10 protein-coding genes and 4 tRNA genes are annotated in these 14,218 nt (G+C 53.7%); 10 read left to right on the forward strand and 4 right to left on the reverse strand.

The features are described from left to right. The first annotated feature begins 1 nt into the window (after nucleotide 1). The 9 genes from wzxE to FOB24_RS01925 all read left to right on the forward strand — a co-directional run bounded on the left by wzxE (nucleotide 2) and on the right by FOB24_RS01925 (nucleotide 6,617). Nucleotides 2-1,252, forward strand: coding sequence for a lipid III flippase WzxE (wzxE, locus tag FOB24_RS01885; RefSeq protein ID WP_038634544.1), 1,251 nt, complete (start codon nucleotides 2-4; stop codon nucleotides 1,250-1,252). Next, entirely contained in the window at nucleotides 1,249-2,328 is a 1,080-nt protein-coding gene (locus FOB24_RS01890) for a TDP-N-acetylfucosamine:lipid II N-acetylfucosaminyltransferase (RefSeq protein WP_085049773.1), read from the forward strand. The genes wzxE and FOB24_RS01890 overlap by 4 nt, the downstream gene beginning before the upstream one ends. Then, nucleotides 2,325-3,680, forward strand: a complete 1,356-nt coding sequence (gene wzyE, locus FOB24_RS01895; protein WP_038634539.1) for an ECA oligosaccharide polymerase — start codon at nucleotides 2,325-2,327, stop codon at nucleotides 3,678-3,680. Before FOB24_RS01890 ends, wzyE begins: the two co-directional genes overlap by 4 nt. Further along, entirely contained in the window at nucleotides 3,680-4,420 is a 741-nt protein-coding gene (gene wecG, locus FOB24_RS01900; RefSeq protein WP_069325088.1) for a lipopolysaccharide N-acetylmannosaminouronosyltransferase, read from the forward strand. Before wzyE ends, wecG begins: the two co-directional genes overlap by 1 nt. Before the next feature lie 276 nt (nucleotides 4,421-4,696). Then, entirely contained in the window at nucleotides 4,697-6,082 is a 1,386-nt protein-coding gene (gene thrP, locus FOB24_RS01905) for a bifunctional threonine/serine APC transporter ThrP (protein ID WP_087856738.1), read from the forward strand. Nucleotides 6,083-6,184: 102 nt separating this feature from the next. Beyond that, nucleotides 6,185-6,261: transfer RNA gene (locus tag FOB24_RS01910), tRNA-Arg, on the forward strand. A 56-nt stretch (nucleotides 6,262-6,317) separates the two neighbouring features. Beyond that, nucleotides 6,318-6,393: transfer RNA gene (locus FOB24_RS01915), tRNA-His, on the forward strand. Between the two features lie 20 nt (nucleotides 6,394-6,413). Further along, a tRNA-Leu gene (locus FOB24_RS01920) sits at nucleotides 6,414-6,499 on the forward strand. A 41-nt stretch (nucleotides 6,500-6,540) separates the two neighbouring features. Further along, nucleotides 6,541-6,617, forward strand: a tRNA-Pro gene (locus tag FOB24_RS01925). A 523-nt stretch (nucleotides 6,618-7,140) separates the two neighbouring features. Here the strand turns inward: FOB24_RS01925 and hemY are convergent. The 4 genes from hemY to hemC are packed head-to-tail and all read right to left on the reverse strand — an operon-like array spanning nucleotide 7,141 to nucleotide 11,218. After that, nucleotides 7,141-8,340 carry a protoheme IX biogenesis protein HemY gene (gene hemY, locus FOB24_RS01930; RefSeq protein WP_038634530.1) on the reverse strand — a complete coding sequence of 400 codons (1,200 nt, stop codon included), beginning with the start codon at nucleotides 8,338-8,340 and terminating at the stop codon, nucleotides 7,141-7,143. Nucleotides 8,341-8,342: 2 nt separating this feature from the next. Beyond that, nucleotides 8,343-9,518: a uroporphyrinogen-III C-methyltransferase gene (gene hemX / locus FOB24_RS01935; RefSeq protein ID WP_038634526.1), complete on the reverse strand. Its 1,176-nt coding sequence runs from the start codon at nucleotides 9,516-9,518 to the stop codon at nucleotides 8,343-8,345. Between the two features lie 21 nt (nucleotides 9,519-9,539). Next, on the reverse strand, nucleotides 9,540-10,280 hold the full coding sequence (gene hemD / locus FOB24_RS01940) for a uroporphyrinogen-III synthase (RefSeq protein WP_042314019.1): 741 nt from the start codon (nucleotides 10,278-10,280) through the stop codon (nucleotides 9,540-9,542). Further along, on the reverse strand, nucleotides 10,277-11,218 hold the full coding sequence (gene hemC, locus FOB24_RS01945) for a hydroxymethylbilane synthase (protein WP_038634520.1): 942 nt from the start codon (nucleotides 11,216-11,218) through the stop codon (nucleotides 10,277-10,279). The genes hemD and hemC overlap by 4 nt, the downstream gene beginning before the upstream one ends. Nucleotides 11,219-11,612: 394 nt before the next feature. Here hemC and cyaA point away from each other — a divergent pair, with 394 nt between their 5' ends. Beyond that, the gene (cyaA, locus tag FOB24_RS01950) at nucleotides 11,613-14,159 is read left to right on the forward strand and encodes a class I adenylate cyclase (protein WP_038634518.1); all 2,547 of its coding nucleotides are present in this window, start codon (nucleotides 11,613-11,615) and stop codon (nucleotides 14,157-14,159) included. Nucleotides 14,160-14,218 lie beyond the last annotated feature (59 nt).

Raw genomic sequence — 14,218 nt, forward strand, 5'->3', positions numbered from 1 at the left:
TATGTCGCTTGCTAAAGCGTCCTTATGGACGGCGGCCAGTACGCTGGTAAAAATTGGGGCGGGTTTGCTGGTGGTGAAACTATTGGCCGTCTCCTTTGGCCCGGCAGGTGTGGGCCAGGCGGGTAATTTTCGCCAAATGGTCACCGTGCTGGGCGTGTTGGCGGGGGCTGGCATTTTCAACGGTGTCACGAAATACGTTGCGCAGCACCATGACGATCCGGCCCGGCTCCGTAAGGTGGTCGGTACATCTTCCGCAATGGTGCTGGGATTCTCTACGCTGATGGCGGCGGTTTTTCTGCTGGCGGCCGCGCCGATCAGTCAGGGGTTGTTTGGCCATACGCATTATCAGGGGCTGGTTCGACTGGTTGCGCTGGTGCAGATGGGCATCGCCTGGGCTAACCTGCTGCTGGCGCTGATGAAAGGCTTCCGCGATGCGGCAGGCAACGCGCTGTCGCTGATTGTGGGTAGCCTGGTTGGCGTAGTGGCTTACTATGGCTGCTATCGCCTGGGGGGCTATGAAGGCGCCTTGCTGGGCCTGGCTCTGGTGCCTGCGCTGGTCGTTATCCCTGCCATTATTATGCTGCTTAAGCGTGGAACTATTCCGCTGCATTACCTGAAGCCCTCGTGGGACAATGGTCTGGCAGGGCAGTTAAGCAAGTTTACGCTGATGGCGCTGATTACCTCTGTAACGCTGCCTGTGGCATACGTGATGATGCGAAACCTGCTGGCGGCACAGTACAGCTGGGATGATGTGGGGATCTGGCAGGGGGTCAGCAGTATCTCCGATGCGTATCTGCAATTTATTACCGCCTCATTCAGCGTTTACTTGCTGCCGACGTTGTCGCGGCTGACAGAAAAGCATGACATTACCCGCGAGGTCATTAAGTCGCTGAAGTTCGTGCTGCCGGCGGTTGCCGCCGCGAGCTTTACGGTTTGGCTATTGCGTGATTTTGCGATCTGGCTGCTCTTTTCCGCAAAATTTACCGCCATGCGCGACCTGTTTGCCTGGCAACTGGTCGGCGATGTACTGAAAGTTGGCGCCTACGTTTTTGGGTATCTGGTGATCGCGAAAGCGTCGCTGCGGTTTTATATTTTGGCTGAAATTAGCCAGTTCATGTTATTGACGGCGTTTGCCCACTGGCTGATCCCGGCACATGGTGCTCTGGGCGCAGCGCAGGCGTATATGGCAACATACATCGTCTATTTTTCTCTTTGTTGTGGCGTGTTTTTACTCTGGCGTAGGCGGGCATGACTGTACTGATTCACGTTCTGGGATCGGATATCCCTCACCATAACCACACCGTGCTGCGGTTTTTTAACGATTCGCTGGCTGCGACGAGCGAGCATGCGCGCACGTTTATGGTTGCAGGCCAGGATGCTGGGTTCAGTGAGAGCTGCCCGGCGTTATCGCTGAGTTTCTACGACGGAAAAAAGGCGCTGGCCCAGGCGGTTATTGCGAAGGCGAAAGCGGATCGCCAACAGCGCTTCTTCTTTCATGGTCAGTTCAACACCAGCCTGTGGCTGGCGCTGCTGAGTGGGGGAATTAAACCGGAGCAGTTTTACTGGCACATCTGGGGCGCGGATTTATATGAAGTTTCCAGTGGGCTGAAATTCCGCCTGTTTTACCCGATTCGTCGCATGGCGCAGAATCGCGTGGGCTGCGTGTTTGCTACGCGAGGCGATTTACGTTATTTCGCCGGGCAGCATCCGCACGTTCGCGGCGAACTGCTCTATTTCCCAACGCGGATGGATCCCTCGCTCAATAATATGAGCAGTGAAAGCCAGCGCAGCGGTAAGATGACGGTGTTGGTTGGCAACTCTGGCGATCGCAGCAATGAGCATATTGCCGCGCTACGTGCTGTTCACCAGCAGTTTGGTGACACGGTGAATGTGATAGTGCCAATGGGGTATCCGGCCAATAATACGGCCTATATCGACGAGGTTCGTCAGGCGGGTCTGGCATTATTTAGCGCGGATAATTTGCAAATATTGAGTGAAAAACTGGAGTTTGATGCCTATCTGGCACTATTGCGTCAGTGCGATCTGGGCTACTTTATTTTTGCTCGTCAGCAAGGGATCGGCACCTTATGTTTGTTGATCCAGGCCGGTATCCCGTGCGTACTCAACCGTGAAAATCCTTTCTGGCAGGATATGGCAGAGCAAAATATCCCGGTTCTGTTTACGACAGATCAACTCAATGAAGGTCTCGTACGCGAAGCGCAGCGGCAACTGGCGTTGGTAGATAAAAATACGATCACCTTCTTTAGTCCGAATTATCTGCAGCCGTGGCATAACGCGCTGCGCATTGCTTCAGGAGAAACTAAATGAGCCTGATGCAATTCAGCGGGCTGCTGGTGGTCTGGCTGCTCTCCACTTTGTTTATCGCCACGCTGACCTGGTTTGAATTTCGCCGCGTGCGTTTTAACTTCAACGTCTTTTTCTCGTTGCTGTTTTTGCTAACGTTCTTCTTCGGATTCCCGCTGACCAGCATCCTGGTGTTTCGTTTTGATGTGGCGGTAGCGCCCCCGGAGATCCTGCTGCAGGCTTTGCTGTCAGCCGCTTGCTTCTATGCCGTTTACTACGTGACGTATAAAACGCGTTTACGTAAGCGCGTAGAGGATAAGCCGCGCAGGCCGCTATTTACCATTAATCGCGTTGAAGCCCATTTAACCTGGGTTATTCTGATGGCGATTGCGTTGGTGAGCGTGGGCGTCTTCTTTATGCACAATGGGTTCCTGCTGTTCAGACTGCAATCCTACAGCCAGATTTTTTCCAGTGAAGTCTCTGGCGTGGCGTTAAAGCGCTTCTTCTACTTCTTCATTCCGGCGATGCTGGTGGTCTACTTTCTGCGTCAGGACAGCAAAGCGTGGCTGTTCTTCCTGGTAAGCACCGTCGCTTTTGGCTTGTTGACCTATATGATTGTCGGCGGAACGCGCGCCAATATTATTATCGCGTTTGCCATCTTCCTGTTTATCGGCATTATTCGCGGTTGGATTTCGCTGTGGATGCTGGCCGCCGCAGGCGTGTTGGGCATCGTCGGTATGTTCTGGCTGGCGCTGAAACGCTACGGGATGAACGTGAGCGGTGACGAGGCGTTCTATACGTTCCTGTACCTGACGCGTGATACTTTCTCGCCGTGGGAAAACCTGGCGCTGTTGCTGCAGAACTACCACAATATTGAGTTCCAGGGGCTGGCGCCGATCGTCCGTGATTTCTACGTCTTTATCCCCACCTGGCTGTGGCCCGGGCGGCCGAGTATCGTTCTCAACTCCGCGAACTACTTTACCTGGGAAGTGTTGAACAACCACTCGGGGCTGGCGATTTCACCCACGTTAATTGGTTCGCTGGTGGTGATGGGCGGGGCGCTGTTTATACCGTTAGGCGCGATTGTCGTCGGGTTAATCATTAAATGGTTCGACTGGCTATATGAATTAGGTAACCGCGAAACCAATCGCTACAAGGCGGCCATTTTGCACAGTTTCTGTTTTGGCGCCATTTTCAATATGATCGTTTTGGCACGTGAAGGACTGGATTCGTTTGTCTCGCGAGTGGTCTTTTTCCTCGTGATTTTTGGCGTTTGTCTGCTGGTGGCAAAACTGCTGTTCTGGCTATTCGATAGCGCGGGACTTATCCATAAACGAATTAAATCGCTGCCCCGGACACAGATTGAAGGATCGTAATGACGGATAACACAACTGCGCCACTCTATTCGCTGCGCGGACTACAACTGATTGGCTGGCGCGATATGCAACACGCGCTAAATTACCTGTTTGCCGAAGGACGCCTCAGGCCTGGGACGCTGGTGGCTATCAATGCCGAGAAAATGCTGACGGCAGAAGATAACCCTGAAGTACGGGATCTGATTAACGCCGCTGAGTTCAAATATGCGGATGGTATTAGCGTGGTGCGTTCGGTGCGTAAAAAATTCCCGCAGGCTCAGATTTCACGCGTAGCGGGGGCCGATCTCTGGGAAGCGCTAATGGCGAGAGCCGGGCAGGAGGGAACGCCGGTTTTCCTGATTGGCGGCAAGCCTGAGGTTCTGGCGCAAACCGAAGCCAAATTGCGTGCGCAGTGGCATGTGAACATTGTGGGTAGCCAGGACGGTTATTTTACGCCGGAGCAGCGTCAGGCATTGTTTGAACGTATCCACGCCAGCGGTGCGCAAATTGTGACGGTAGCGATGGGATCGCCGAAACAAGAAATTTTTATGCGTGATTGCCGGAAGATCCACCCTGAAGCGCTGTATATGGGGGTAGGGGGGACCTACGACGTCTTTACCGGTCACGTTAAGCGTGCGCCTAAACTCTGGCAAAATCTGGGGCTGGAGTGGCTGTATCGCTTACTGTCACAGCCGAGCCGTATCACCCGTCAACTTCGTTTGTTGCGCTATCTCCGCTGGCACTATACCGGCAACCTCTGATGCTCTCTCCTCTGATAAGTAGCGTGATCTGCTAATCACGCTACTTATTCACAACATAATCGCTGCTTTCTCGCACAATCTATTCATTTTTTGAATGCTTTAATTGCCATTTAAGCGATTTTAGGAAACCATTCGCAACAATCATTACAGTGCCGTGGTGTTTTTGGCGCCAACCGTTAAGCGGTCGGTGCCGTATGGCCTGTTATGGAATAACAAGATGTACCCATAACGAGAACCGGTAATACCGGACAGCATGCAAACACATCAAGAGGATTTATGGCCGAGAACAAACCTGAGCTACAGCGTGGGCTGGAGGCTCGTCACATCGAATTAATTGCCCTTGGAGGCACTATTGGCGTCGGACTGTTTATGGGCGCCGCCAGTACCCTGAAATGGGCGGGGCCTTCGGTACTGCTGGCGTATATCGTCGCGGGGCTGTTCGTCTTTTTCATTATGCGTTCCATGGGGGAGATGTTATTCCTCGAGCCGGTTGCCGGTTCATTCGCGGTTTACGCGCACCGTTACATGAGCCCCTTCTTTGGCTATCTCACCGCCTGGTCATACTGGTTTATGTGGATGGCGGTAGGGATATCAGAGATTACCGCCATCGGGGTGTACGTACAGTTCTGGTTCCCGGAAATGGCGCAATGGATACCTGCCCTGATTGCTGTCGGGCTGGTTGCGCTGGCAAACCTCGCCGCGGTTCGCCTGTATGGTGAAATTGAATTCTGGTTTGCCATGATCAAAGTGACCACCATCATTGTGATGATCGTTATTGGGTTAGGGGTCATTTTCTTCGGCTTTGGCAATGGCGGTCAGGCGATTGGCTTTGGCAACCTGACCGACCACGGCGGCTTCTTTGCCGGCGGCTGGAAGGGTTTTCTGACGGCATTGTGTATTGTCGTGGCTTCCTACCAGGGCGTAGAGCTGATCGGCATTACTGCGGGTGAGGCGAAGAACCCCCAGGTCACGCTGCGTAGCGCGGTGGGGAAGGTGCTGTGGCGTATCCTGATTTTCTACGTCGGCGCGATCTTTGTTATCGTCACTATTTTCCCGTGGAACGAGATCGGCAGCAACGGCAGCCCGTTTGTTCTCACCTTTGCCAAGATTGGTATTACCGCCGCGGCAGGGATTATTAACTTTGTGGTCCTGACGGCGGCACTGTCTGGCTGTAACAGCGGCATGTACAGCTGCGGGCGTATGCTCTACGCGCTGGCAAAGAATCGCCAGCTACCAGCCGCTGTTGGAAAAGTCTCTCGCCATGGCGTGCCGGTTGCCGGTGTAGCGATTTCTATCGCGATCCTGCTGATTGGTTCGTGCCTGAACTACATCATTCCCAATCCGCAACGGGTGTTCGTTTATGTCTATAGTGCCAGTGTGTTGCCGGGGATGGTGCCGTGGTTTGTGATCCTGATAAGCCAGTTGCGTTTCCGTCAGGCGCATAAAGCGGCGATCGCCAGTCATCCTTTCCGCTCGATTCTGTTCCCGTGGGCGAATTATTTGACGATGGCGTTCCTGATTTGCGTATTAATCGGTATGTACTTTAATGAAGATACCCGAATGTCGCTGTTTGTTGGGATTATCTTCTTACTGGCTGTGACGCTCATTTATAAGGTTTTTGGTCTGAATCGTCATGGCACAGCCCATAAATTGCGGGAATAAGCGACAAAACGCACAAACCATGACCAAACGATAATTTATTTTAAAAAAGCACTAGACAGAAGACCGAGACCTCCGTAATATCCAGCCCCGCAACGGCGCTAAGCGCCCGTAGCTCAGCTGGATAGAGCGCTGCCCTCCGGAGGCAGAGGTCTCAGGTTCGAATCCTGTCGGGCGCACCATTTAGTTAGGTGCCGGAGCTGCGGTGGTTTTAATACCGCGTAAAAGATTTGCAGTGGTGGCTATAGCTCAGTTGGTAGAGCCCTGGATTGTGATTCCAGTTGTCGTGGGTTCGAATCCCATTAGCCACCCCATTAATTTAAAGTTGTGAAATGCGAAGGTGGCGGAATTGGTAGACGCGCTAGCTTCAGGTGTTAGTGTCCTTAGGATGTGGGGGTTCGAGTCCCCCCCCTCGCACCACGACTTAAAGAATTGAACTAAAAATTCAAAAAGCAGTAAAACGGCGAGTAGCGCAGCTTGGTAGCGCAACTGGTTTGGGACCAGTGGGTCGGAGGTTCGAATCCTCTCTCGCCGACCAATTTTGAACCCCGCTTCGGCGGGGTTTTTTGTTTTCTGATTTTTCCTCCTCAGCCCTTATTCCCGCGAATTACCTGATGTCTTAAAAAGTTCGAATCCATAGTTTTTGCAGTGCAATCGTGGCATGCGTTGTGCAATAATATACGGGTAGATGCTCATTCCATCTCTTATGTTCGCCATCAGGCCTCATAAACTCAGGAATGATGCAGAGCCGTTTACGGTGCTTATCGTCCACAGACAGATGTCGCTCATGCCTCATCAAACACCATGGACATAACGTTGAGTGAAGCACCCATTATGTTGTCATACAGACCTGTTTAACGCCTGCTCCTTACCGAGCGGGCGTTTTTTTATGCATATACACGTCATCCTTCAAGCTGCCTCTTTGTTGGCTACGTCTGCTCACCCCAGTCACTTACTTATGTAAGCTCTTGGGGATTCCCAGACTTGCCGCCTTGATGCATCTTGAATGATTTTGTGTATACAATTGCCCGGTAAGCGAAGCGCCACCGGGCAAGAGGGAATTACTGCGGGGGATTGTTGTTCTGCAGCGTCAACATCAGGCCATCACGGCGCATGGTGGCGGCTTCTTCCGGCTGATGCAGTCTGTCCAGCGCGTCAGCAAGCCAGGCGTAGTCGTAGGCGTCCGGGCGCTGTTTGAGCGCAGCACGGAAGGCGAGCGTGGCTTCCTGCCATTCGCCATGCTTCATTAACGATTGCCCCAGCGTGCTCCACAGCAACGGGCGATCGCCAACGGCCTTAATCTGCTGGCGCAACACTTTTTCTATCTGTTCCGGGTTGTTGGTTTTCAGGCGCGGGATCGGCAGCACCAGACGGTCGTCATACTGACGTTTCAGACCGTCAATGATGACCTGCTGCGCCGTATCGTGATCGTCGCACTCAATCAGATGTTCAGCCATCGCGACCTGCAGGGCAACCTGATGACGGGTTTTACGGTTCTGGTTTTTCCACCACGTACGTAGCCCCTCACTGCCCTGATCGGCGCGAACCTGATCCATCAGACCCACCCATGCCTGTTGTTCCAGCATTGCGCGGTGCTCTTCATCACCCACATGCGCTTTAGCCATAGATGGAATGATATCCAGTAACGAACTCCATGCGCCGGTGCGAATGTAGGCTTGCTCAGCCAGACGCAGCACTTCCGGATGACGTGGCGTCACCTCCAGCAGCTTATCTACGCTGTGGCGCGCGGCGTGATTTTCATTACGCGCCAGTTGCAGACGAACGCGAGCGATTTCTACCGGGATCGTATCATTCCCGGCCAGTTCAGCTGCACGCTCAAGGTGTTGATTCGCACGCGCTTCATCGCCACGTTGCTGGGCCGCTTCTGCCGCCAGCAGGTAATTCACTACCGGTTGCTCAGCGTGATCGGCGTTTTTCGACATCAGCTTTTCAACCTGCTGATAATCGCCTTCTGCCAGCTTGAGCAGCGCTTGTTCAGTCTGCTTGCGGGCGCGGCGACGTTTACGGCCGACAAACCATCCGCGGGTATGCGCGCCGGTGCGGAAAATTCGGCGCAGCAGCCATTCAATCGCAAACAGGACGACCATCGCGACGATCAGGATGATCACCAGGCCCGTCACGCTGGTTTCAATGTTGTAATTATCGGTTTGGATCAGCACGTAGCCCTGATGACCGGCAATCATTGGACCAACGACGATCCCGGCAATCAACAGTACAAAGAGTAATAATACTTTTAGCATCATTATTCTCCTTGCGGCGCGGTTGCCGGGGTGTCTGCCGAAGGAGCAGGAGCGGCGGCAACCGGCGCTGTGACAGGCTGCGCCAGTAAATTACGCACGCGGGTCTGCATTAATTTGTCGAGAATAGCCTGGCTCTGCAGTGTTTCTGGCACATCCATACTGATGCTTTGTTGGCTCAGCTGGTCTACCTCTTCCAGGAAAGCTTTGGTGGTTGCATCGTCGGTGTCGTAGTAGGCGCGTACCCAGGTAGAGACATTTTCCAGCGCCTGACGGTATGTCTCTTCCTGATGACGCGGTACGGCCTGGGCGGCTACTAACAGGCGAGAACGAATGTTCTCACGTAAGTAAACGTCCTGGTTCGGTGCCAGCAGCGGGACGGCGGTTTCATCTCGACGGCGAACAGTGATAAAGCTGTCCATAAAATTCTGCCAGCTTTTTTGCAGGTTGACGCGCCATTCACTAATTGAGCTGGACAGCTCGCTGCTGTCGGAGTCCATCGGTGAATCGTCGGTGTCGTTGTCGGCCAGACGCAGGTTATCAATCTGGTTAGAGAGCTGATTCACTTTCAGGATAATGCCGTCATAGTCGACCTGAGTTACCGCGGAGAGGCTCGCGATGTCGTCAGTAATCGCGCGACGGGCGGCAATTAAGCTCGGGTCGTTCATATCCGCCAGACTGGCGTCGGCGCTTTTCAGCAGCGCCGCGGCGGTGGTAACGTCCTGATCGCTCCATAATTTACGACCAGCCAGTTTTACCAGAAAATCAGCCTGCGCCAGCAGCCATGTCCCAGCATCGCTGCCGGAGATAGTGGCGACTTTTTGCTGTACTTCATCAAGCTGTTTGACCAGCGCGGCTTGCTGGCGAGTGGCTTCATCAAGCTGCGTTGCCTGCTGTTTAATGATGCCTTCCAGCTCAGCTTTTTGGCTTTCTTGCGCTTTTTGCAGCGCCGTCAGCTGGTTCGCCAGCGCATCGCTGGTTGCCGTCTGCGTTGTTGCCTGCTGTTTCCCCCAGCCATACAGACCCACACCTGCTGCCAGCGCAATAGCAATCGCCACCGCGCTCAGAATCAGCGCCGTGCTGTTGTTACCCTTTTTTTCAGTATTGACTGGCTGTGCTGTGGTTTCCACGGCCTCCCTGGTCTCTTCAACCACGGCGGAGGATTTTTCTTGTTCCGTCATTATGGCATCCCATTATGAGAGTTATTGTAATGCGCGTAGTAGCGCATCGTTGTCGGCGTTATCAGCGACCTTAATATCTTGCCAGCCCAGTTCCCGGGCGAGGTGCGCCAGACGCTCACTGACGACCAGCAGCCGACAGCGTAGTAACCAGTGCTCACGATACCACTGCGGAATGAGCGACCAGAGCTGTTGTAACATCTCACCGCTGGTGACCACCACCGTGGTCACGCCGCGAGATTGCCAGCGCATTGCTTCTTCCGCACCATCGTAATTTTTTGCACTGCGTTGATAACATTCACAAAAATCAACATCGGCTCCGCGCGCCGTCAGGGTTTCACCTATCAGTTCCCGACCGCCGTTACCGCGTAAAATAAGCGCGCGTTTTCCCGCAATATTTTGTAATTCAGGTAATTGTAGCAAGACTTCGCTGATTTCCCGATCCAGAGGATAGTGAATATTGCAGCCGCTAACAGTATGCAGTGCCAGCGCCGTTGTACGACCAATGGCAAAATAATGCGGAAGGGAAGGCCAGCTTTTCCCTTGTTGCTGAAGTTCGGCATCGGCAAAGGTGACAGCGTGCTGCGAGAGGGCAAAAACCAGATCGTTATCCGTCAGCGCCGACAGTCGGGAGGCGAGTGTTGCCAGTTCCCGACCCGGGGAAAACTCGATGAGCGGAAAACTCCAGGCCACCTGCCCCAGTGTGCGCAGACGGCTCACTAACTCTTCCCCTGCGGGAGACGGGCGGGTGACCAGAATACTCATGCGGGTGCTTCTCCGTTATAAACTTCAGCCAGAATGGCGCGCGCACCATTCTCCAGGAGCTCTTCTGCCAGAGAGATGCCCATCTGTTCAGCATCCTGCGCGGCACCGCGACGTTCCCCGCATACCATCTGCGATCCGTCAGGCGCGCCGACCAGCGCGCGTAGCCAAATCTCACCGTTGATGAGTTCGGCATAACTGCCGATAGGCACCTGACATCCCCCTTCGAGGCGAGTGTTCATGGCGCGTTCGGCTGTTACGCGTAGCGCGGTCTCTTCGTGGTTGAGCGGCGCTAACAACGCCTGAGTACGCATATCGTCCAGTCGGCACTCTATGCCGACGGCGCCTTGCCCGACAGCGGGCAGGGAGACTTCCGGCGGCAGTGCGGTACGGACTCGCGATTCAAGCCCTAAACGTTTTAACCCGGCGACCGCCAGGATAATGGCGTCGTAATCGCCGTTATCCAGTTTGCCGAGACGCGTACCGACGTTGCCACGCAGCGAACGGATGACGAGATCCGGGCGACGCTTTGCCAACTGGCACTGGCGACGCAAACTGGATGTCCCGACAATACTACCTGCGGGAAGGTCATCCAACGTGTTGTACTTATTTGAGACGAAAGCATCACGCGGATCCTCTCGCTCGCAAATGGTGACCAGTCCAAGACCGTCAGGGAATTCAACCGGCACATCCTTCATGGAATGCACGGCGATATCGGCGCGTTTTTCCAGCAGCGCGACTTCCAGCTCTTTAACAAACAACCCTTTCCCCCCGACCTTCGCCAGCGGGGTATCAAGGATCACATCGCCACGGGTTACCATAGGAACCAGTTCCACGATCAGACCGGGGTGATTTGCCATTAAGGCGTCTTTGACATAATGTGCCTGCCAGAGCGCAAGGGGGCTTTGGCGTGTGGCAATTCTCAAAACATTGTCTAACATGCTTGTTACCGTCATTATCAATCATTGACCATCCTAACATCCTTATCAAAGGGATGTCAGCGTTACGCTCAAACGTAAGTGAGAGGAAAAGCTGCTGCATCATCAGTGGCAGTGAATAATGACGAGAAACCTTCCGACCGTATGAAGGAATTTACACGTAACGAACGGTGCTACACTTGTATGTAGCGCATCTTTCTTTACGGTCAATGAGCAAGGTGTTAAATTGATCACGTTTTAGACCATTTTTTCGGCTGTACCGCACAAAAAAATACGGGCGAAAAACAGGTAACGGTTATTTTTGACATACGGTTTATCCGAATTGATGACGATTATTGTGAGCGCTTGCGCCGCAGTAATCGACAACATGACGGATAGCAACATCAGGCGATACGTCTTGTACCTCTATATTGAGACTCTGAAACAGAGACTGGATGCCATAAATCAACTGCGTGTGGATCGCGCGCTTGCTGCCATGGGACCTGCTTTCCAGCAGGTATACAGTCTGCTGCCGACATTATTGCACTACCACCACCCTCTGATGCCGGGTTACCTCGATGGTAACGTTCCCAAAGGCATATGCTTTTACACGCCTGATGAAACCCAACGCCACTACCTCAACGAACTCGAACTGTACCGCGGTATGTCACCGCAGGAACCTCCCAAGGGCGAACTGCCGATCACCGGCGTCTACTCAATGGGCAGCACCTCTTCGGTAGGGCAAAGCTGTTCTTCCGACCTCGATATCTGGGTCTGCCACCAATCCTGGCTGGATAGCGAAGAGCGCCAGCTGTTGCAGCGTAAATGTAGCCTGCTCGAAAGCTGGGCCGCTTCGCTGGGCGTGGAAGTCAGTTTCTTCCTGATTGATGAAAACCGTTTCCGTCACAATGAAAGCGGCAGTCTTGGTGGTGAAGACTGTGGCTCGACGCAGCATATCCTGTTGCTTGATGAATTCTATCGCACCGCTGTGCGCCTCGCGGGCAAACGTATTCTGTGGAATATGGTGCCGGGCGACGAAGAAGAGCATTACGACGATTACGTCATGAAGCTCTACGCGCAGGGCGTATTAACGCCAAACGAATGGCTGGATCTCGGCGGACTCAGTTCGCTCTCCGCCGAAGAGTACTTTGGCGCCAGCCTCTGGCAGTTATACAAAAGTATCGATTCCCCGTACAAAGCGGTGCTGAAGACGCTGCTGCTGGAAGCCTACTCCTGGGAATATCCCAATCCTCGCCTGTTGGCGAAAGACATTAAACAGCGCCTGCACGATGGCGAGATCGTCTCTTTTGGTCTCGATCCCTACTGCATGATGCTGGAGCGTGTGACCGAATATCTCACGGCGATCGAAGACCCGACGCGCCTGGATTTAGTGCGTCGATGTTTCTACTTAAAAGTGTGTGAGAAACTGAGCCGCGAGCGCGCCTGCGTGGGCTGGCGTCGTGAAGTATTAAGTCAGTTAGTGCAAGAATGGGGCTGGGACGAAGCCCGTCTGACAATGCTGGATAACCGCGCTAACTGGAAGATTGATCAGGTACGTGAAGCGCATAACGAACTGCTTGATGCGATGATGCAGAGCTATCGTAATCTGATCCGTTTTGCGCGGCGCAATAACCTCAGCGTTAGCGCCAGTCCGCAGGATATCGGCGTGCTGACCCGTAAGCTGTATGCCGCGTTTGAAGCGTTGCCGGGTAAGGTAACGCTGGTGAACCCGCAAATATCTCCGGACCTCTCAGAACCGAACCTGACCTTTATCCATGTGCCGCCGGGCCGCGCCAACCGTTCGGGTTGGTATCTCTACAACCGCGCGCCAAATATGGATTCGATCATCAGCCATCAGCCACTGGAATATAACCGCTACCTCAACAAGCTGGTGGCGTGGGCCTGGTTCAACGGTCTGCTGACATCGCGTACGCATTTGTTTATTAAGGGCAACGGCATTGTCGATTTGCCGAAGCTGCAGGAAATGGTCGCCGATGTATCGCACCACTTCCCGCTGCGCCTGCCGGCACCAACGCCGAAAGCGCTCTACAGCCCGTGCGAAATTCGCCATCTGGCGATTATCGTTAACCTTGAATATGACCCGACGACCGCATTCCGTAATCAGGTGGTGCATTTTGATTTCCGTAAGCTGGACGTCTTCAGCTTTGGCGAAGAGCAAAATTGCCTGGTAGGGAGCGTCGACCTGCTGTACCGCAACTCGTGGAATGAAGTACGTACGCTGCACTTCAACGGCGAGCAGGCGATGATTGAAGCGTTAAAAACGATTCTGGGCAAAATGCACCAGGATGCCGCGCCGCCGGATAGCGTCGAAGTGTTCTGCTACAGCCAGCATCTGCGTGGGTTAATCCGTACCCGCGTGCAGCAACTGGTTTCTGAGTGTATCGAGCTGCGCCTTTCCAGTACCCGCCAGGAAACCGGGCGTTTCAAAGCGCTGCGCGTGTCTGGTCAGACGTGGGGACTGTTCTTCGAGCGTCTGAACGTATCGGTACAGAAACTGGAAAACGCCATCGAATTCTATGGGGCGATTTCACACAATAAACTGCACGGCCTTTCCGTCCAGGTTGAAACGAACCACGTGAAACTCCCGTCGGTGGTGGATGGCTTTGCCAGTGAAGGGATCATTCAGTTCTTTTTCGAAGAAACGGGCGATGAGCAGGGCTTTAATATTTATATCCTGGATGAGAGTAACCGCGCGGAGGTGTATCACCACTGCGAGGGAAGCAAAGAAGAGCTGGTACGTGATGTCAGCCGCTTCTATTCATCGTCGCACGATCGCTTTACCTACGGCTCCAGCTTCATCAACTTTAACCTGCCGCAGTTCTATCAGATTGTGAAAACCGACGGACGTGCGCAGGTGATTCCGTTCCGTACCCAGCCGCTCAACCCGGTCCCGCCAGCTAATCAGGATAACGACACGCCGATGTTGCAGCAGTATTTCTCCTGAGGCTTTTCGCCCGGTGGCGGCTACGCCTTACCGGGCCTACTGTAGGCCGGATAAGCAAA

This window comes from Citrobacter werkmanii (genome assembly GCF_008693645.1).
In the GTDB taxonomy this organism is placed as follows: domain Bacteria; phylum Pseudomonadota; class Gammaproteobacteria; order Enterobacterales; family Enterobacteriaceae; genus Citrobacter; species Citrobacter werkmanii.